Genomic DNA, 18,675 nt, shown 5'->3' with positions numbered 1-18,675 from the left:
CCTGTGTTGACCTTATTGTGATCTCTCGTGTCTACCGCCCCCACAATTCCCGCGTTGCCCCATGCCCACTTCACCCTGACCGACTTCGAAGGTCTCGCGACCACGGTCGCCGGGTATCCGTACGTGAAGCTCGTGCTCGATCAGGAGACGTCGATCGTGCACCTGATCGACGGCGCCGATCGGCTGCTCCACGTCCAGTACGTCGCCGAGCGGATCCTCGGCATGACGCGGGCCGAACTGGCCCGGAACCTGGACGCCTTCAACGACTCGGTCTACCGCGCCGCGGACCGGCGCTTCCTACTCGGCACGCTCGCGCTGCACAACCGCCCGGAGTACGGCGGCCTGTTCTTCAGCCTGGAGACCGTCGAGGTCGACACGATGAGCGTCGAGCTGCTGCACACCTTCTACCGGACGGTCCGCGAGCTCGTGGACGACAGCCTTCCGGTGCTGCTGAAGCCCGCCAACCATCTGCAGGAGAGCTTCCCCGCCGACGGCATCCCGCGGATCCTCGCGCACGAGCTCTACTCGACCGCGCCGTACGTGCCGCTCAACCCCGGTACGACGACCGGCCGGCTCCGCGTGTTCACGTCCGAGGAGGCGTACCGGACGACGACCGACCCCGTGCGCTGGTACGACGTACTGGTCATGGACCGGATGCCCGACGACATCCCGCGGGTCTCGGGGCTGATCAACTCGCGGCACACCACTCCCCTGTCGCACACGAACGTGCTCGCGGCCGGTTGGGGTATCCCGAACGCCATTCAGCAGGGCGCACTCGCTGACCTGGCCACGCTCGACGGCGCGTGGGTCGCGGTGACCGTGGATCCGGCCGCGGCGGAGGTTGCGGTTCAGGAGATCGCGCGGCCGGACTCGATCGACGCCGGACCGTCGTGGGCGATCACGCAGGTCGACATCGGCAAGCCCGACCTCGCCGCGGCGCAGATCCTGCCGCTGGAGGAGTTGCGGGCGAGCGATGCCCATCGGTTCGGTACGAAGGCCGCGAACCTCGGCGAGCTGACCGCCGTACTGCGGGACGGATCGCCTTACTGGCTTGGGTTCTACAGTGCGCCGCGGCCGCCGCGGCCGCACCTGCTCGACTACCTGGCTCGGCACCTCGGAACGTCGAGCATCGACCAGAGCGAGCTGTCGCAGGCGGTGTTGCGGATGGTTAAGGAGCAGGTCGTCGTCCCGCGTGGGATCGCGCTGCCGTTCGCGTTGCAGCAGCAGTTCCTGGAGTCGTCGCCTGCGATTCAGCAGACGATCGGCAAACTGAAAATGGCGCTCGCGCTCGGCGGTGAGGTCGACGGGCTGTGCGCCGAACTGGGCGCGCTGATCCGCGAGAGCCCGCTGCCGGCCGATCTGCGCACGCTGATCGAGGACGCCGTACTGCGGCATCTCACCGGCGCGGGCCGGGTCGTCGTCCGGAGCTCGTCGAACGCCGAGGACCTGATCGGCTTCTCCGCCGCAGGCATCTACGAGTCGATTCCCGAGGTCGAGTCGATCGAGGACGTCGTCCACGCCATCCAACGGGTCTGGGCGTCGCTGGTCACCACGCGCGGCGTGCTGCTCCGGGACGAGGCGGGAATCGGGCTGTCCGACTGCTTCATGGGTGTCGTCATCCAGCAGCAGCTCGACGGCGCGCTCGGTGGCGTCATGGTCACCACGAACCCGCTCGACCGGGCCGACTTCCGGTCCGTCCTGCTGAACCTTGCCCGCAACTCCGTCGACGACGTCGTCTCCGGTGCCGGGGACCCACTACAGCACCTTTACAACACGATGGAGGGCGGCAGCCGGACGGTTGCCCTGGGCACCGATGGTGTGGATGTGGATGATCAGGCCAAGGCGACGTTGGGTCGGCTGGCGTTGATCGGCCGGCTGCTGCAGGCCCACTTCGCGGGCGCCGACGGACCCGTCGACGCGCCGGTGGATGTCGAGTGGCTGGTTGACGGCGACCGGATCGTGTTGCTGCAGTGCCGTCCGTACCAGCTCGCCGCGTGAGCCCGCGGACCGCCGATGCGACGCGGGTGATTCGTCGCTACAACGCTTTCCAGCTGTTCGCCGGGCTGCTGTGGTGGTTGCCGGTCTTCTACGTGTTCCAGCGGTCGGCCGGGTTGTCGGACACGGAGATCTTCTCGATTCAGAGCATCTTCTATCTGGCGTTCTGCTTGTTCGACATCCCGACCGGGATGATCGCGGACCGGTTCGACTACCGGCGCTGCTTGCAGGGCGGAGCGGCCATCCTCGTGGTGGCGAACGTGATCCCGGTCTGGCAGCCGACGTTCGCGGGCTTCCTGATGCAGTTCCTGCTGATCGCGCTGGCGCACTCGTTGTTCTCGGGCGCGGGCAGTGCCTACCTGTACGAATACCTGCAGCGGACCGGCAACGAGGCGTCGTACCAGGGGGCCGAGGGGTCGGCGCGGGCCTGGACGCTGATCGGGCGGATCGTGTGTCTGCCGGCGGCTGGGTTTTTGACGGCTTGGTGGGGTCCGTCGCCTTACGTCTTGTCGGCGGTGACCTGCGGGATCGCGGCCGTGATCGCCTTGGGCTTTCCTGCGTTGCCGGTCACCGGACCCGCCACGATCGATCCCGTCCTTCCTGCGTTGGCCGGTGCTTTTCGCTCGCTGGTGAAGGCGAAACGGCTGATGTTGCTGATGGCGCAAGGCATCGCCGTGTTCACGTTGGTCCGGATCGGGCAGGCCAATCTCTTCCAGCCGATCCTGGAGTCGAAGCATCTGCCGCTGCACTGGTTCGGCGTGCTGATGGCCGCCACGACCGTGTTCGAGGTCGCCGGCGCTGCGCGGTCCGCCGTACTGGCGCGGTTCGGGCAGATCCGGGTGGTGCTGGTGCTGACCGTGCTGATGGCGATCGCGCTGGCCTCCGTCATCCCGCTGGGACTGGTCGGGACGATGGCTTGTCTCGCCGTATTCTCGCTGGCCTCCGGATTGGCCTTTCCGGTGCAACGCAAGCTGGTCAACCAGGCGATCACCGAACCGGCCCGCCGCGCGACCCTGCTGTCGATCGAATCCCTCGCCGACCGCGCCGTCTGCGCGCTGGTCGTGTTCGTCATGGGCGGGTTCCTGGCCCGCGGCGCGATGCCGGAGTTCCTGGTCGCGCTGGCCGCCGCCGTCACGGTGGCGATGGTCGTCCTCGCCGTACTTGTCACTCGCAGCCGCGATCGCGCGGCCACCAAGGAGAGCCTCGCGTGAAAAAGATCCTCTATGTCTACGTCAAGGGTGGCGCCCCGCTCGAGACCGCGTTTCCGCGGCTCGCGGCGTGCGGTGAGCTGCACGTGCTCGCGCTGTCGCCGTTGCCCGAAGCAGCCAAGGCAGTCTGGGAGCCCTGCTGTACCTCGATCACCGTGCACCCCGGCGGTTTGACACCCGGCGAACCGGTGGTCGAGGCGATCATCGAGCACGCGCAGCAGATCGGCGCGGATGCGTTGTTCACGCTGTCCGAATTCGCCGTACTGGCTGTAGCCAACGCCGCCGACCGGCTCGGGCTGGCCGGAGCCGGACCGGGCATCCGGGCAGCGCGGGACAAGCGGCTGATGCGCCAGGCGTGGCAAGCTGCGGGCGTACCGATCCCCCGCTTCCGCCGGGTCGATTCGGCCGCCGACCTTCGCGGCGCGCTGGCCGCGTTGACGCCGCCACTCTTGCTCAAGCCGGCCTGGGGCGCGGGCTCCGTGGCGCAGCTCGTGCTGACCTCGCAGGACCAGGTCGCCGACGCGTGGGCGGAGATCGAGCAGGCTCTCCACCGTGGCGGCCAGGTCGGGATGAACGAGCTGTACGTACAGAACACCGACGGCGACCGCCTGGTCGAAGAGATCATGGACGGCACCACGGAGGGCTGGTACTCCGAGGACGGGTACGGCGACTACCTGAGCGTCGAGGGCATCGTTGCCAAGGGCACCTACCACCCGTTGGCGATCACCGCCAAGCTGCCGACGGTTCCGCCGTACATCGAGGTCGCCAGTACGTCGCCCTGTGTCCTCTCGGAAGAGTTGCAGCGTCGGATCGAGGAGGTGTCGCGGCGAGCGGTCGACGCGCTCGGACTCGACACCTGCGGTACGCACACCGAGCTCAAGCTGCGTGCGGACGGCGAACTGGTCGTGATCGAGGTCGGCGCCCGCTTCGGCGGTCTGCTGACCACGCGGCAGGTCGAGATCGCCTTCGACCTGGACCCGATCGGCATGCTGATCCGCGAGCAGCTCGGTGAGGAGGTCGAGTACCCACCGGCGATGCTGGTCGAGGGCGGCCGGGCGGCGGCCTCGGTCGCCGTCGTACCGGCAGCCGCCGACGGTACGCCGTGGCAGACCCAGCCGCTGTGGAATCCCGAGCAGGTGGACTGGTCGCGCCTGCTGTCGGACGGCAGCACGGTCGAGCCGGTGCCCGCGTTCATGCTGCCGACCGGCACCCAGGTGCCGCGGTTCGACCCGTCCGGCGGCTCGCGAAACTGGCTGGGTGTCTTCCTTCTCACCGCGAACGACGCCCCGACCCTGCTCCGCGACTGCCGCGCAATCCTCGACGGCATGGAGACCGCACTGGCCTCGTTGTCCTAGGACTGAAACAGGGCCAGTCAGCCGAAGGTCAGGAGCTGGGTGTCCTGCGCTGTGCGTTGAGGGGTTGTCTGGGCGGTCTGGGTGGAGAGGTTGAGGGCGAGGCCGCTGTGTCGGTTGATCAGCCGGTAGGAGCCGGTGGGGGTGGACGGTCCGCTCGGGGCGGGTGAGGTCTTCACCTGCTGGATTGACCACTGACCGACTGTTCCAGCGCCGCCCAGCGTCAGACCGGCGTTCCACGCACGGCCGGCGTCGCCCGCTGGCACGGAGAGCGCCTGTCCCGAGGACGCGTTGGTGATGGTGAAGAAGCCGTCGCCGGTCGGCGTGAACTTCCACCGTTGCGTCGACGAGGTCGAGCTGGTCGTGACACTGGAACCACTCTGAATCAGGTACTGATTGCTCGCGCTCCGGATCTGGTACGGCGTACCGGCCGTGACCGGCGCGGTCGGCAGATCCGCCGACGACTTCGGGGTGATCGTGATGTCGGCGTACTCGCCGCTGTAGGTCGAGCAGTAGAAGGAGCAGTAGGACCGGAAGGTCTTGCCGACGATCGTCGAGCTCGTGCGGTTGCCGGAGTCGAGCAGCCAGCGGTACCAGGCGCCGCTGGGCTGGTCGGCCACGCTGCCGATGTCGGTCCACTTCTGGGTGGCCAGGTCGTCGGTGGCGTAGAAGTGCAGTGGGGTCTTGGTGTCGGTCGCCTGCGCGACGTTGTTCTGCGGCGTACCGATGTACTTGCCCAGATAGGCGCTCCAGGCAACGTTCATCACGGCGAGCTGCGAGTTGTCGGGCAGCTTGCCCTGCTGCACCTGGTCCTGCACGTTGCCGGCCGTCGCCGGCTTGTAGTCCGTCGCGGTGTATCCCGATCCGAGACCCTCGGCCGGGATGATGTTGCTCTCGGCACCACCGACGCCCGGTGTCTGCCAGGCGCCGTCGTACCACTTCTTCCAGGAGCTGCGGGCCATCTTGCCCGTGATCGGCGCCCGGGCCACGTGCTGCAGCCAGACCGCTCCCCCGCCGCTCTTGTTCAGCGCGCGCGAGGCGTAGAAGGCGTAGAAGTAGCCCGAGGCGTAGTCGACGAAGAGCCGCTGATCGCCGTCCCCGTAGTAGTACGTCGCCGCGGGGAACTGCGTGGTGTCGTTACGAGCCGTGCTGTACGGCGAGGTGATCGCGTGATCGGTGATCGTCCACGTACGGCCCTGGTCCTTGGAGACCGCGGTGTCGATCGAGTCGTAGTGCATTCCGTCACCGAAGGGCTGCGGCGTGAACTCGTTGTGCACCAGGCCGTACCAGTCGCCGGTGTCGGGATCGACCCACACGCCGCTGAGATCGCAGTAGTTGCGTTGCGAGTAGCCGCTGCCGGCTGGTGCCCACGTGCTCTCGAGTCCGGTCGGGCTGTTGTTGCAGCGCGCGGTGGTGTCGACGTTGCTGATCGATGACAGCGCGCTCGAGTCGAAGTCTGCGCCGGTGTAGAAGCTCCACTTGCGCTCCTCGTCCGCGCCGTACAGGGCGTGTGCCTGCTGGTAGTAGAACTTGCCGTCCTTGTCCACGAAGGTGGCGGCCGGGGTGTCGTCGGGACGCGTGTACTGCACGGCCGCGCCCGAGGTCAGGTTGTACTTCGGCGGCGGAGCTGTGGCCGCACCCCACCGCTGCGCAGCCTCGCCCGGGTTGCACGGCGCGAGCCCGATCCGGGCCAGGTTCACGAACGCACCGCCTTGCACAGCAAGGCATTTGCCCGACCTCACGCTGTAGATCGTCTGGTCCGGCAGGTATTTGAACAGCTGTTGCGGTACGCCTGGCACGCACGTGTAAAGCTGGACCAGAGCGCCGGTCGCGTCGGAGGCGCCGGTGATGTCGAGGCACTTGCCGAAGACACGCACCGTGCCGTCGTCGTTCCACGTCCAGGCCTGGGCCGAGGACCCGTTGCAGGTGAAGAGCTGGATGACCGTCCCGTTCGCCGTACCGAAGTCGGCGTCGTCGAGACATTTCGATCCGATCGTGATGGTGCCGGCAGTCGCCGCGGTCGCGGTCGGTACGCCGAGGGTCGAGGTGATGGCGACCAGCGCCAGGGCAAGTCGAGCAGAGGTGCGGAGCATGGCGGTCCTCCGAGACTGAGCGTTCGGGGTGGGAGTTACCAGATGCCGAGCTGTCCCGACAGCACCAGACAGGCGCCGCCGAGCTGGATCAGGTCCGCGTCGCCGGCCAGCGACCTGACCTGCAGTGCCGAACTGATCGGCGTGAGCGTGCGCGACCGGGCCGTGGCCGTCGCGGATTCGAGCAGTGGTCCGTCGATCAGCCCGGCCGGACCGGTGAGCACCACTTCGTCGAGATTGAGCGCACTGCTGATGGGGGCGAGCACGATCCCCAGCGCGCGGCCGGCCGCCGCGAGCGCAGCAGGCCGATCGTGCTCCGGTACGGCGTCGAGCCGCCGCTGCAAGTGGGTTGCCGAGATCGCCAGGTCGAGACAACCGCGGCGTCCGCAGACACACTCGTCGCCGCCGTCGTCGACCGTGACGTGCCCGATCTCGCCCGCGGCGAACTGCTCACCCTCGACGAGCTGACCGCCGACCACGAGACCCGCACCGACACCGTGCTCGATGGAGACCACCATCAGGTTGCGGGCCTCTGTCTCGCGGAACCGCAGCACCGCAAGGGCGGCCAGGTTGATGTCGTTGCCGACGTACGCCGGTACGGCGTGCCGCCGGCTGAGCAGCTCGGCCAGCGGCAGGTCGAGCCAGCCCAGATGCGCCGCCTGCCGGATGATGCCGGTCCCGTCGACGATGCCCGGCGTACCGACTCCGATACCGAGCACGCGCCGGGGCGCGAGCCGCATCAGGTTGTCGGCGAGCCGAAAGGCCAGCCTGAGGGCGTCGTCGCCCAGCGCATCGCCGAGGGCGACCTCGCTGCGGCGGACGAGCTCGCCGCGCAGGTTGAGCACCGCGCCGGTGAAGCGGTCGCTGTGTGAGAGATCGAGCACGACCAGGTTGGTGTTGTCGTCGTCGATCCGCACCAGATTGGCCGGCTTACCCAGCCGCGGCCCCTCGCGCGGGCCGGTCTCCGTGACCAGTCCGTCCGTCTCGAGGTCACCGACCAACGCCGAGATCGTCGGCGCGGTCAGCCCGGAGGCGCGGGTCAGCTCGGACCGGGTCATCGGCCCCTGGTGGTAGAGCGTCGCGAGGACCAGGGATCGGTTGTGGATCCGGTTGTCCTGCGTCCGCGCCTTGGTCCGCCCGGGCGCCTGCTGCCGCGGCGACGACACCTGCTGGAACGCCATCGTGCCTCCTCCGCGGCTTGGTTTCTAAGATGGTTTTACTTAAATGGTCTTAGATAGTCAAGAGCTCGGTTCCACGCTTGACGAGGTCAGATCCGGCTGTCACGGTATGCGTCAACTTGAATCTTTTGAGATGTTTCGAGCAGAAACAATCACTCCAAAGGACCGTGCATGAAGTCTCTGGCCCTCGCCCTGCTCCTCACCACCATCGCGGTCCCCAGCGGGACCACCGCCTCCCCAGCACCACCGAACCCCGCGCCTGCCGTGGTGCCGTCACTGCAACAGTGGACCGGCGGGACCGGCCGGCTCACCTTGCGGCCCGGAACCCGAGTCGTGGTGCGACCGGCCGATGCCGGCGCGCTGCACAGCACGGCCGAGCAGGTCGCGACCGACCTGGACGCGATCGCCGGCTGGAACGTCCGGGTCGCGGTCGACGCCCGGCCGCGCGCCGGCGACGTCGTACTGAAACTTGATCCTGCTGCTGAGGTCGGCCCGGACACCGAGGTCGCGGCCAAGGAGGGCTACCGGCTGCAGGTCGGCGATCGGGTGGAGATCGTCAGCCGGACGGCGACCGGCGCGTTCTGGGCGAGCCGCAGTCTGCTGCAGATGCTGGTCCGCGAGACTCCCGGGCTCGCGACGGCGCCGATCGGGAGCGCGGTGGACTGGCCGAACTACGCGGTCCGCGGCTTCATGCTCGACGTCGGCCGCCGGTGGTTCGATCAGCAGTACATCCGGGACTCGGTGCGCTACCTGAGCTGGTTCAAGCTCAACACCTTCCAGCTGCACCTCAACGACAACGAGATCAGTCCGCCGGGCGGCGACTGGTCGAAGGCACAGTCCGCCTTCCGGCTCGCGTCGGACAACCCGCGGTTCGCCGGACTCGCGGCCAAGGACGGCGCCTTCACCCGCGCGGACTGGGATCGGCTGGAGACCGTGGCGGCCGGCCATCACGTCACGATCGTGCCCGAGATCGATGCCCCAGCTCATGCCCGGGCCTTCATCAAGTTCGATCCCGCACTCGGGCTGAACGGCGGCAGCTCCGATCATCTCGACCTGGGCAAGCCCGCCACCACAACCTTTATGAAGCAGGTCTTCGACGAGTTCACGCCATGGTTCCGCGGGCCGGCCGTCCACGTCGGCGCCGACGAGTACCCGCGGGAGTATGCGACGCAGTACCGGCAGTACTTCAACGACATCACCGCGCACGTGCGCTCGCTGGGCAAGAGCCCGTCGGCGTGGGGCAGCCTGTCGGTGATGTCCGGTGGAGCCGCCGGCTACGACCGCGACGTGACGATGAACTCGTGGAACAACAGCTGGTACGGACCGCAGCAGGCGATCGCCGACGGCTATCCGGTGATCAACACCAACGACGCGCTGCTGTACGTCATCCCGTTCGCGAACTACTACCACGGCAACGGGCTCGACGGCCGCTGGTTGTTCGACAACTGGCAGCCGAACGTGTTCCCCGGCAACCAGACCGTCGATGCGGGCGAACCGTTGCTCCGGGGCGCGATGTCCGCGGTCTGGAACGACCTCGTCCACGCCGAGTACGACGCTCTCGACGTGCACCGCCTGATCGAGCCGACCTTCGGCGTCCTGGGTCAGAAGATGTGGCGGGGCAAGGATTCCGGCCTCACCTACGACGCGTTCCTCGAGCGGATAGGGGCTCTCGGCAACGGGCCTGGTACGGAGCTGATCGCGAGCACGTTGACCAGCACCGGCGATCCGCGGATCGGCATCACTGTCGAGAGTCCGAAGCCATTGCCCGCCGGCGAGTCGGTCATTCTCAGCGCGACGGTGACGAACCGCAGCTCGGCGAAGCTCACGGGGATCGCCCCGAAGTTGTTCGGTGTCACTGCGACTGTTGCTACGCATGGCGCGTCGCAGCTCGATCCGGGGCAGTCTACCGTCTGGAGCTGGCGCCTCACTGCGTCTGCCTCCGCGACGAGCGGGACTGTGACGGCCACGCTCGACGTACCGGCGTCGCATCGCGGTCTGCGGCTCACCGCGCGAAGGCAACTACCGGTACGCACGGTTCCCGCAGCACCGGCGGGGTCGCAGCATCTGTCGTTCAGCGCGACTGCCACCGCATCGTCGGTGGAGGCCGGTCTCGATCGGCTGGCCGCCCGCAACGTCAACGACGGCGACCTGACAACGCGCTGGGCGTCGAACTACACCGACGGCGAGTGGTTGCAACTGGCGCTTGCCGAGCCGAGCCGCGTCACGTCGGCCCGGCTCTTCTGGGAAGCCGCCTGTGCGTCGTCATACCGGATCCAGGTGTCGGCCGACGGCACCACCTGGCGTGATGCGGCCACCGTCGGCACGTCGACCTGCAAGGACGACCAGGTGACGCTCGATGCCCCGGATCCGGTGCGTTTCGTCCGGATGCAGGGCACCAAGCGCGCAACGACGTACGGGTATTCGCTCTACGAGGTCTGGCTGTTCGGCACCAACTAGTGCTGCGGACGGAAGGCGACGGTTCGCCCGTTGAGCGGTTGCAACGGGCGGCTGTCGCCGTCGGGGAAGCGGGACTGGAAGTGGGCCAGTGAGGTCGACTTGATCTCGCGGATGTGGTTCAGGACCAGCCAGGAGACGGGTTCGGAGTACGGGTTGGTGGTGAGCGAACCGTCGTATCGGAAGGTCGAGAGGTTGGCCGGGAGTGCGCCGGCCAGGTTGGCGGCGGGCAGCTTGACGTTCTCGCTGCACTCGGCGGGAACGCTGGCCAGGGCTTGGTCCTGAAGGGTGCCGCCGTGACCGCCGGTGGTGATGAACAGGCCGATCACCAGCTTCTCGCCGTTCGGGCCGAGGTGGACGAAGTGCTGTTCGAGCGGGAACTGGTGGCCGTCGAGGCGGTGCTCGGACCGGGTGTGGAAGTGGAAGTTGGCCAGGTCGTAGCGGACGCCACCGAGCGTCACCCAGGCCGCGCCGGCCGGGATCTCGGCCAGCACGGTCTCCTCGGCCGTCCGGTGCTCGCAGCCGCCGGGCTGGCCGGAATCCTTGCTCTCGTAACGGATTTCCAGGTCGAGCGACCGCGGGTAGTGCACGTGCAGCGCGGGCAGCTGGTGGCTGACGACCGCGCCGCTACGACGGATGTCGATCGGGCTCTGGTGCGGGGTGGCGGCGGTCGCTCTGCTGATCAGCGCCGGGGACGCGATGGCGGCGGCAGCGGCCGGTACGGCGAAAAGGACGGAACGCCGGGTCAAACCGGACATGGGTGTTCTCCGAACTGTGGGCGGACGAAGCGACCGGCCTCATCCGGTCGCCTCGAGCAGTATCGGACTCCCCCGCGCGCTACTGCACGGCGGGCCAGGTGAAGGCCGGATCGCGCAGGTAGTCGTCGCGCCGCCACTCGAGCGCCGCCCGCACCATGTCGTGCGCGCCGGTACCGATGATCTTGCGCAGCGGTGGCTCGGGGTCGTCGAGCAAGGCCAGTAGCGCCTGCGCGGCGACGGCGGGCGACTCTTCGGTGGACGGCTCGGCGGCGGCGACCAGCTCCGGCGTCGGGTAGTCCGGCATCCCGAGGATGCCTTCGCGAGTGCCGTCGTACGCCGGGTTGGCGGTGCTGAAGCGCAGGCTCGAACCGGCCCAGTCCGTGGCGAAGCCGCCGAGCTGCAACAGGTGCACACCGATCCCGAACGGTGCGACCTCCGCGGCCAGCGCCGAGCTCAAGCCCTCCAGCGCCCACTTGGTCGCGTTGTAGGCCCCGAACAGCGGCAGGTACCCGACCGCGCCGACACTCGAGACCTGCACGATCCGCCCGGACCCACGCGCCCGGAGATGCGGAAGCACCGCCTGCGTGACCCAGACCGCGCCGAAGAGATTGACGTCGAACTGCGCCCGGATCTCCTCCTCGGTGAGCTCTTCGATCGCGCCGACCAAGCCGTAGCCCGCGTTGTTCACCACGACATCCGGCGCACCGACGGTCTCGACGACCTCCGTGATCACCCGGCTCACCTCGGCCGCCGACGAAACGTCGAGTTGCCGCGGGACCAACTGATCGCCGTACTGCTTGACCAGGTCGTCGAGTACGCCGTCCTGGCGGATCGTCGCGACCACCCGATCACCACGCTCCAGCGCCGCCTCGGCGAACGCCCGGCCGAGCCCTCGACCCGCCCCGGTGATCAACCACAAAGCCATCTGCACGCCTCCCTTGAACTTCAACGAGACGGACCGTATCGTCTCGCTTATGGAAAGTAAAGACCAGCGTCGCCGCTCCGACCGCGCCCGGACGGCCATCCTCACGGCCGCCACCGAGGCCGTCGCCGAGCTCGGCTACGCCAAGACGTCGATCGAAGGCATCGCCGCCCGCGCCGGAGTCGGCAAGCAGACGATCTACCGCTGGTGGCCCTCCAAGGGCGCGGTCGTGCTCGAGGCCCTGACCGCGGATCAGCAGGACGTCGAGTGGCCGGACACCGGCGACCTGACCGCCGACCTACACCTGGTTCTGCGTGCCACCGTCGACGAGTTCGCCGACGGTGGCACCTCGGCCACCCTGCGCGCGCTGATGATCGACATGCAACAGGACGAGGCCCTCAGCGAGCAGGTGCTGACCCGAGTGCTCGGGCCGCAACTGGCCGCGACCAAGCGCCGGCTCGAGTCCGCGCGAAGGGCTGGGCAGGTTGCCGATGGCATCGACCTCGATGTCGCCGTCGAGATCATCTTCGGCCCGATCTACCACCGCTGGATCCTGCGCACGCACCCCTTCGACCAGGCGTACGCCGACACCCTGACGACGCTGGCCGTCCGGGCCCTCGGAGCACCTTGAGCAGGTCGGTCGGTCTCGTACTTTTGACCGGGGCGATGTGACCGCGCGTGCGATGTGTGACGGCGAGCGAGCCGGAAGGGTTGGGGCGTCCACACAGCTCGGGAGGAATTCGAGATGCGGAAGTCCCTGTCCCTGGTCGTTGCCGCCGCCACCATGGCAACGGCACTGATCCCCAGTACGTCGCAAGCCGACAGCACGAAGGAGTTGAGCTGGAGCGCATGCCCAGCCGATGCCTCGCCGAGCGTGCCCATTCCACCCGGAATGCAGTGCACGACCCTCCAGGTGCCGCTCGACTACCGTGATCCGTCCGGCGCCAAGATCGACATCGCGATCTCGCGGCTGGCCAGCAAGAAGCCGGAGCAGCGCCGCGGGATCCTGCTGACGAATCCCGGTGGGCCCAGCGCCGGCCTCGGCTATCCGGCCACGCTGGTGGCCGCGAAGCTGCCGCAGAGCGTGCTCGACAGCTACGACGTGATCGGATTCGATCCGCGCGGGATCGGGCACAGTACGCCGATCACCTGCGACCTGACCGCGGATCAGCAGCTGTACGGCAACATCCCGCCGTACGCGAAGGATGCGGCCGATGTCGCGAAGCGCGCGACCGAGGTGCAGCAGATCGCCAAGCAGTGCTGGAGTTCGAAGACGGCGTCGCTGTTGCCGTTCATGTCCACCGCCAACACCGCCCGCGACATGGACCAGATCCGCGGCGCCCTCGGCGAGGAGAAGCTTTCGTACCTCGGCGCATCCTGGGGCACGCACCTCGGCGCCGTGTACACGACGCTCTTCCCGGCCCGCAGCGACCGGATCGTGCTCGACAGCAACCTGGCCCCGGGCGGCTGGGACTACACCGGCGATCGCCTGTGGTCGCAGGGAGTCGAAGACCGGTTCCCGGACATCGCGGCGTACGTCGCGGCCAACTTCCGCGAGTACGGTTTGGGGAGGACGCCGGCTCAGGTGACCGCGAGGTACCACGCCCTCGCCGCCAAGCTCGACCGGAAGCCGGTGCCGGTCGACGGGGTCGCCTTCGACGGGTCGATGCTCCGCCTGCTCACGTTCGCCTACTCCTACGGCCCGACGCAGCTGCCCGTCCTGGCGCAGTTGCTGAAGGCACTCGACGCCGGTCAGGCGCCGAAGGCACTCGACGCGCCGGCCACCGCCCTGGCCGAGGGTTCGGACGCGCTCATCTCGGGCCGCTACGCGATCATCTGCAACGACTCCCGCTGGCCGACGTCGGTCCGGACCTACCAGCGCACGGTCGCCCTCGACCGGATCCGCTTTCCGCTGTTCGGTGCGGCCGGGGCCAACATCCAGCCGTGCGCCTACTGGCCGGACTCGATCGAGCCGCCCGTTCGCGTCAGCGACAACGGTCCGGCTAACGTGCTGATGGTGCAGAACCTCCGCGATCCCGCTACGCCCCTGGCCGGAGCCCGGAAGCTGCGGCAGGCGCTGGGGGAGCGCGCGACGATGGTGACGGCGGACGCGGGTGGTCACGGTGTCTACCTGTTCGGCCGCAACCAGTGCGCGAACTACCCGATCACCACCTTTCTGACCACCGGGGTCCGCCCTGCGCACGACTACGCCTGCTCCGCAGCGGCGGCGCCTCGGTGAATCGCACCCGCGCCCTGATGATCGCCGAGATCGTGCTCCTCGTCGGCCTCAACGTCGACGAAGCGGTCCGGCGGATCATCCTGGACGGAGCCCAGCCCGGCGAGGTTCTCTACTACTCGTCGGGCGCGGTCGTCAGCGCACTCGCGCTGCTGCGCCGGCGCTACCCCGACCGGACCGGGCAGCTCGCGGCCACGGCGGTCGCAGTCTCGTTACTGTGCAGCGGTATCGGCCTGCTCACCAGTCCGTCCGCACCGATCGCCGGTGACTGCGAGACCACGGGGCTGATGCTCCTGATCGGCGCCTGCTGTCATCGGCTCGGCTCCCTCCGGGCCGGCGCGCTCGCCGTACTGGGTGGGGTGGCCATGGTCCTCGGGCCGCTGCTGCGGTACGGCGCCGACCAGCCGCGGCTCACCGTCGCCATCTTCTGGGCGATCCTGTGGGGAATCGGAGTGGCGGTCGGGCTGATGCTTCGGGACAGCGTCACCCGCCGCGAAGCCGCACTGGCCGCCGCCCGGAACCGCGAGCGGCTGGCCCTGGCGCGGGAGTTGCACGACCTCGTGGCGCACCACATCACCGGTGTGGTCGTCCGCGCGCAGGCAGCCCAGGTGGTTGTTGCCGACGGCACCGAGAAGGAGATGCTCGGCGAGCTCGAGCAGGCCGGTGCGGAGGCGCTGGCCGCGGTCCGGCGGCTGGTCGGCGTACTGCGGAGTCCGGCCGACGCACCGCCCGTCACCACCGGCGGGCTGGTCGAGGCGGTCGAGTCCGTTGTCGACGGCAACGATCGGGTCGTGCTCGAGCTGGCACCCGGTCTCGCCGAGCTGGCCGTCGCTCCGGAGACCGTCTCGACCGTCCACCGCGTCGTCCTGGAGTCGCTCACCAATGTCACCAGACATGCGCCCGAGGCTCGGCACGTGACGGTCGCGGTCTTTGCCGAAGGCCACCAGTTGCGGGTCGCGATCCACAACGACGGCGTGACCCGCGGCCGGCGTAACGCCGGTGGTTTCGGGCTGATCGGCATGCGCGAGCGGATCGAGGCGCTGGGCGGCCGGTTGACCACGGGACCGGACGGCGACCGCGGCTGGCGAGTCCTCGCCGAGCTGCCCCTGCCCGAGGAGGGCTCATGAGCGTGCGCGTGCTGCTGGCCGACGACCAGGCGCTGGTGCGGACCGGCTTCCGGCTGATCCTGGAGCGCGAACCCGGGGTCGAGGTGGTCGGCGAGGCAGCCGACGGCAAGCAGGCCGTCGCTCTCGCCCAGGAACTCCGGCCCGACGTGACGTTGATGGACATCCGGATGCCGCTGCTGGACGGCCTGGCCGCGACCCGGATTCTGGCCGGTCCGGACGTCGCCAACCCGCTGCGGGTGCTCGTGGTGACGACGTTCGACCTGGACGAGCTCGTGCACGAGGCCCTCCGATCCGGTGCCTGCGGTTTCCTCCTGAAGGACGCAGGGCCGCGGCTGCTGGTCGAAGCCGTGCACGCGGCAGCGAACGGCGAGTCCCTGGTGTCCCCTTCGATCACTACTCGGCTACTGGCCCAGTTCAGCGAACAAGGCCGGGCGCGGCCCGCCGTACCGGCTCTCACTCAGCGGGAGATCGACGTCACGATGGCGGTCGCCCGCGGCCGGACCAACGCCGAGATCAGCAAGGAGCTGATGATCTCGCTGTCGACGGTGAAGTCGCACCTCACCGCGGTCCAGCGCAAAATCACCGCCCGTAACCGGACCGAGGTCGCCGTCTGGGCGTGGGAATCGGGACTGGTGCGGTAGCACCACGGAATCTTCACAGTCGATCAGTACTATTTCGGGGTGGCCGGAGCTGAGCTCGTTGGACGCCGTGCGGAGAGCGCCGAACTCGATCGGCTGATCGCTGTGGCCCGGACGGGGCGCAGCGCGGTTCTGGTATTGCGCGGTGAGCCCGGTGTCGGGAAGACCGCGCTGCTGGATGCACTGGTGACCCGGACCAGCGACTGCGGCTTCACCCGGACGACCGGCGTCGAGGCCGAGAAGGACCTCGCCTACTCCGGTCTCTATCCGCTCTGCCAGCCGTTCCTAGCCCAGCGCGATCGGCTGCCGGCCCCGCTCGCCCAAGCCCTCGGTACGGCGTTCGGCCTGGTCAGCGGACCGACGCCGGACGCGTTCCTGGTCGGCCTCGCCGTGCTGAACCTGTTCGCCGACGCGGCGGCCGACCAGCCGCTGGTCTGTGTGGTCGACGACGCGCAGTGGCTGGACAAGATGTCCGAGCGGATCCTCGCCTTCGTCGCCCGCCGGTTGACCGCGGAGGCGGTGGTGATGATCGTCGCGGTCCGGGACGGCTTCGAGCACGACTTCACCGGGTTGCCGGAGCTGGAGCTCGGCGGTCTGGACCGCGCCGACGCCCAGACGTTGCTGGAGGCCTCGATCCCGGGACTCGTCGACCCGCGGGTCAAGGACCGAATCGTCGCCGAGGCGCAGGGCAATCCGCTCGCGCTGCTCGAACTTCCGCACACCGGCGCCGAGCGCGCCAACGGCTCGAGCCGAACCACGCTGATCGAGGAGAGTTTCGAACGACGACTGGATGCCCTGCCGCCCGCTGCCCGGCAACTGCTCACCCTGGCCGCGGCCGAACCGCTCGGCGATCCGACGCTGCTGTGGCGCGCCGCCGAGCGACTTGGGCTTGGCGCGGAGGCAGCCACGGCGGCTCTTGAGTCCGGGCTGATCACCTTCGGCACCCACGTCCGGTTCCGGCATCCGCTGGTCCGCTCGACGGCGTACCGGACGGCGATCGCCTCGGATCTGCAGGCCGCGCATCGCGCCTTGGCCGAGGTGACCGATCCGGATCGCGACCCGGCTCGGCGAGCCTGGCACCGCGCGCAAGCTGCTCCCCTGCCCGACGAGGAGGTCGCCGCCGAGCTCGAACGGTCGGCGGCCGGCGTCCGCGAACGCGGTGGGCATTTCGCGGCCGGCGCCTTCCTCGAGCGGGCCGTCGAGCTGACTCTCGATCCCGACCGCCGGGCCGAACGGCTGCTGGCCGCTGCGACCGCGCGGTGTGCCGGTGGCGCGCTCGACACGGCTCTCGGTCTGCTCGACCACCTGAAGAACAGTCCGCCGGATGAGCTGCGATCGGCGCTCGCCCAGCGGCTCCGCGGCCAGATCCAGTTCGACCAGGGCGACAACCGGGAAGCCGCAGCCACGCTGCTCGCGGCGGCACGGCAGCTCGAGCCGCTCAAGCCCGACCTCGCGCAGACCACGCACCTTGCGGCGTTGACGGCAGCCATCTGGGCGGCCGGGCGCGATGCCGCCGGAATCATCGGCGAGACGGCGGCCGCCGTACCGGACTCGTGCGATCCGGCCGAGTCGTTGCTGCCTGCGCTGGCCCGGCGATTCACCCGCGGATACGTCGAGGCCGCGCCTGATCTGGCCAAGGCGGTCGCGGCCGAGCTTCGGGACGGTTCCGGCGAGGCAGCCGGGCATCTGGCCAGCGCGATTGTGGCCGTCGATCTGTGGGACTTCGAGAGCGCCCGCAGGCTGGTCGCGCGGCAGGAACGCCTCGCCCGGCAGACGGGTGCCTTGCTGCGACTCCAGTTCGCGCTCGACTTCAACGCGGCCTTGCACAGCATCGCCGGCGACCTCGCTGCGGCGGGCCGGATGGTCGAGGAACGCCGCCGGATCGCGGCAGCGACCGGCAAGCAGTCGGCCGAGTACGGCGGAGTGCTGCTGGCCGCCTTCCGCGGTACCGAGGCCGGCATCACGGCTCGCGGCGTCCTGACGACGTACGCCGAAGCCGTGCGGAACAACGGACTCGGGCGCTACGAGCTCGCCCGGGATGCGGCCCAGTGGGTCTTCGACCAGGACACCATCGGGTACGGCGCTCTGGTCGTGGGCGAGCTCGCGGAGGCGGCTTCACGGACCGGCGACACCAAGATCGTCGCGTCTGCCCTGGCCTGGGCGACTGAGCGGGCGGCCGTCGTACCGACTGACTGGGGTCGCGGGATCGAGGCGCGGGTCCGGGCGCTGCTGGAGGCGGACGAAGCGGCGTACCGGAGTTCGATCGAGTGCTTCGACCACACCAGCCTGGAGGGCGAGGCCGCGCGCGGCCGGCTCCTGTACGGCGAATGGTTGCGCCGTGAGGGTCGTCGGGCCGATGCCCGTGCCGAGCTGCGGACGGCGCACGAAACCCTCACCGCCTTGGGCCTCGAAGCGTTCGCCGAGCGGGCACGCCATGAGCTGCTCGCCACTGGCGAGACGGTCCGGAAGCGCTCGGTCGAGACGGTGAACGACCTGACCACGCAGGAGGCGCAGATCGCCGGGCTGGCTCGCGACGGCCTGACCAATCCGGAGATCGCCGCGCAGCTGTTCCTCAGCCCGCGGACGGTCGAGTGGCACCTGCGCAAGACCTTCGCGAAGCTCGGCATCACGTCGCGGCGGCAACTGCGGGACGCCTTGCCCCGGTGACCAGGGACTACCCCAGTGTGCTCACTGGGGCGACCCGGGAGCGCGCTGGC

The 18,675-nt window shown here is 69.1% G+C and carries 13 protein-coding genes; 9 read left to right on the top strand and 4 right to left on the bottom strand.

What is annotated here, in order from left to right; genetic code table 11:
• Nucleotides 1-54 precede the first annotated feature (54 nt).
• The 3 genes from ABZS29_RS19715 to ABZS29_RS19705 are packed head-to-tail and all read left to right on the top strand — an operon-like array spanning nucleotide 55 to nucleotide 4,558.
• Complete coding sequence (locus tag ABZS29_RS19715) at nucleotides 55-1,998, top strand: PEP/pyruvate-binding domain-containing protein (RefSeq protein WP_355463692.1); 1,944 nt, start codon at nucleotides 55-57, stop codon at nucleotides 1,996-1,998.
• Nucleotides 1,995-3,206, top strand: coding sequence for an MFS transporter (locus ABZS29_RS19710; protein WP_355463691.1), 1,212 nt, complete (start codon nucleotides 1,995-1,997; stop codon nucleotides 3,204-3,206). The genes ABZS29_RS19715 and ABZS29_RS19710 overlap by 4 nt, the downstream gene beginning before the upstream one ends.
• Nucleotides 3,203-4,558, top strand: a complete 1,356-nt coding sequence (locus tag ABZS29_RS19705) for an ATP-grasp domain-containing protein (protein WP_355463690.1) — start codon at nucleotides 3,203-3,205, stop codon at nucleotides 4,556-4,558. The genes ABZS29_RS19710 and ABZS29_RS19705 overlap by 4 nt, the downstream gene beginning before the upstream one ends.
• A gap of 17 nt (nucleotides 4,559-4,575) precedes the next feature.
• Here the strand turns inward: ABZS29_RS19705 and ABZS29_RS19700 are convergent, their stop codons facing one another.
• Nucleotides 4,576-6,648: an RICIN domain-containing protein gene (locus ABZS29_RS19700; RefSeq protein ID WP_355463689.1), complete on the bottom strand. Its 2,073-nt coding sequence runs from the start codon at nucleotides 6,646-6,648 to the stop codon at nucleotides 4,576-4,578.
• 35 nt (nucleotides 6,649-6,683) lie between these two features.
• Complete coding sequence (locus ABZS29_RS19695; RefSeq protein WP_355463688.1) at nucleotides 6,684-7,826, bottom strand: ROK family transcriptional regulator; 1,143 nt, start codon at nucleotides 7,824-7,826, stop codon at nucleotides 6,684-6,686.
• 168 nt (nucleotides 7,827-7,994) lie between these two features.
• On the opposite strand from ABZS29_RS19695, the gene ABZS29_RS19690 reads away from it, so the two are divergent.
• The gene (locus ABZS29_RS19690; RefSeq protein WP_355463687.1) at nucleotides 7,995-10,280 is read left to right on the top strand and encodes a family 20 glycosylhydrolase; all 2,286 of its coding nucleotides are present in this window, start codon (nucleotides 7,995-7,997) and stop codon (nucleotides 10,278-10,280) included.
• Here the strand turns inward: ABZS29_RS19690 and ABZS29_RS19685 are convergent.
• On the bottom strand, nucleotides 10,277-11,035 hold the full coding sequence (locus tag ABZS29_RS19685) for a carbonic anhydrase family protein (RefSeq protein WP_355463686.1): 759 nt from the start codon (nucleotides 11,033-11,035) through the stop codon (nucleotides 10,277-10,279). The two genes, ABZS29_RS19690 and ABZS29_RS19685, sit on opposite strands and share 4 nt — an antisense overlap.
• Before the next feature lie 79 nt (nucleotides 11,036-11,114).
• Nucleotides 11,115-11,960 carry an SDR family NAD(P)-dependent oxidoreductase gene (locus ABZS29_RS19680; protein ID WP_355463685.1) on the bottom strand — a complete coding sequence of 282 codons (846 nt, stop codon included), beginning with the start codon at nucleotides 11,958-11,960 and terminating at the stop codon, nucleotides 11,115-11,117.
• Between the two features lie 49 nt (nucleotides 11,961-12,009).
• Here ABZS29_RS19680 and ABZS29_RS19675 point away from each other — a divergent pair, with 49 nt between their 5' ends.
• The 5 genes from ABZS29_RS19675 (at nucleotide 12,010) to ABZS29_RS19655 (ending at nucleotide 18,625) form a co-directional block, all read left to right on the top strand.
• Nucleotides 12,010-12,588, top strand: a complete 579-nt coding sequence (locus ABZS29_RS19675; RefSeq protein ID WP_355463684.1) for a TetR/AcrR family transcriptional regulator — start codon at nucleotides 12,010-12,012, stop codon at nucleotides 12,586-12,588.
• A gap of 114 nt (nucleotides 12,589-12,702) precedes the next feature.
• The gene (locus ABZS29_RS19670) at nucleotides 12,703-14,196 is read left to right on the top strand and encodes an alpha/beta hydrolase (protein ID WP_355463683.1); all 1,494 of its coding nucleotides are present in this window, start codon (nucleotides 12,703-12,705) and stop codon (nucleotides 14,194-14,196) included.
• The gene (locus ABZS29_RS19665; protein ID WP_355463682.1) at nucleotides 14,193-15,320 is read left to right on the top strand and encodes a histidine kinase; all 1,128 of its coding nucleotides are present in this window, start codon (nucleotides 14,193-14,195) and stop codon (nucleotides 15,318-15,320) included. Before ABZS29_RS19670 ends, ABZS29_RS19665 begins: the two co-directional genes overlap by 4 nt.
• Nucleotides 15,317-15,961, top strand: coding sequence for a response regulator transcription factor (locus tag ABZS29_RS19660; protein ID WP_355463681.1), 645 nt, complete (start codon nucleotides 15,317-15,319; stop codon nucleotides 15,959-15,961). The genes ABZS29_RS19665 and ABZS29_RS19660 overlap by 4 nt, the downstream gene beginning before the upstream one ends.
• 39 nt (nucleotides 15,962-16,000) lie before the next feature.
• Nucleotides 16,001-18,625, top strand: coding sequence for an AAA family ATPase (locus ABZS29_RS19655; protein ID WP_355463680.1), 2,625 nt, complete (start codon nucleotides 16,001-16,003; stop codon nucleotides 18,623-18,625).
• The last annotated feature ends 50 nt before the right edge of the window (nucleotides 18,626-18,675 follow it).

It is taken from the genome of Kribbella sp. NPDC005582 (assembly GCF_040605415.1).
Classification (GTDB): Bacteria; Actinomycetota; Actinomycetes; order Propionibacteriales; family Kribbellaceae; genus Kribbella.
This window is presented reverse-complemented; position numbering and strand designations above follow the sequence as displayed.

Excerpts from the sequence above, each read along its gene's own strand:
- ABZS29_RS19700 (WP_355463689.1), bottom strand. The coding sequence starts at position 6,648 with ATGCTCCGCACCTCTGCTCGACTTGCCCTGGCGCTGGTCGCCATCACC.
- ABZS29_RS19695 (WP_355463688.1), bottom strand. The coding sequence starts at position 7,826 with ATGGCGTTCCAGCAGGTGTCGTCGCCGCGGCAGCAGGCGCCCGGGCGG.
- ABZS29_RS19690 (WP_355463687.1), top strand. The coding sequence starts at position 7,995 with ATGAAGTCTCTGGCCCTCGCCCTGCTCCTCACCACCATCGCGGTCCCC.
- ABZS29_RS19685 (WP_355463686.1), bottom strand. The coding sequence starts at position 11,035 with ATGTCCGGTTTGACCCGGCGTTCCGTCCTTTTCGCCGTACCGGCCGCT.
- ABZS29_RS19680 (WP_355463685.1), bottom strand. The coding sequence starts at position 11,960 with ATGGCTTTGTGGTTGATCACCGGGGCGGGTCGAGGGCTCGGCCGGGCG.
- ABZS29_RS19675 (WP_355463684.1), top strand. The coding sequence starts at position 12,010 with ATGGAAAGTAAAGACCAGCGTCGCCGCTCCGACCGCGCCCGGACGGCC.
- ABZS29_RS19670 (WP_355463683.1), top strand. The coding sequence starts at position 12,703 with ATGCGGAAGTCCCTGTCCCTGGTCGTTGCCGCCGCCACCATGGCAACG.
- ABZS29_RS19660 (WP_355463681.1), top strand. The coding sequence starts at position 15,317 with ATGAGCGTGCGCGTGCTGCTGGCCGACGACCAGGCGCTGGTGCGGACC.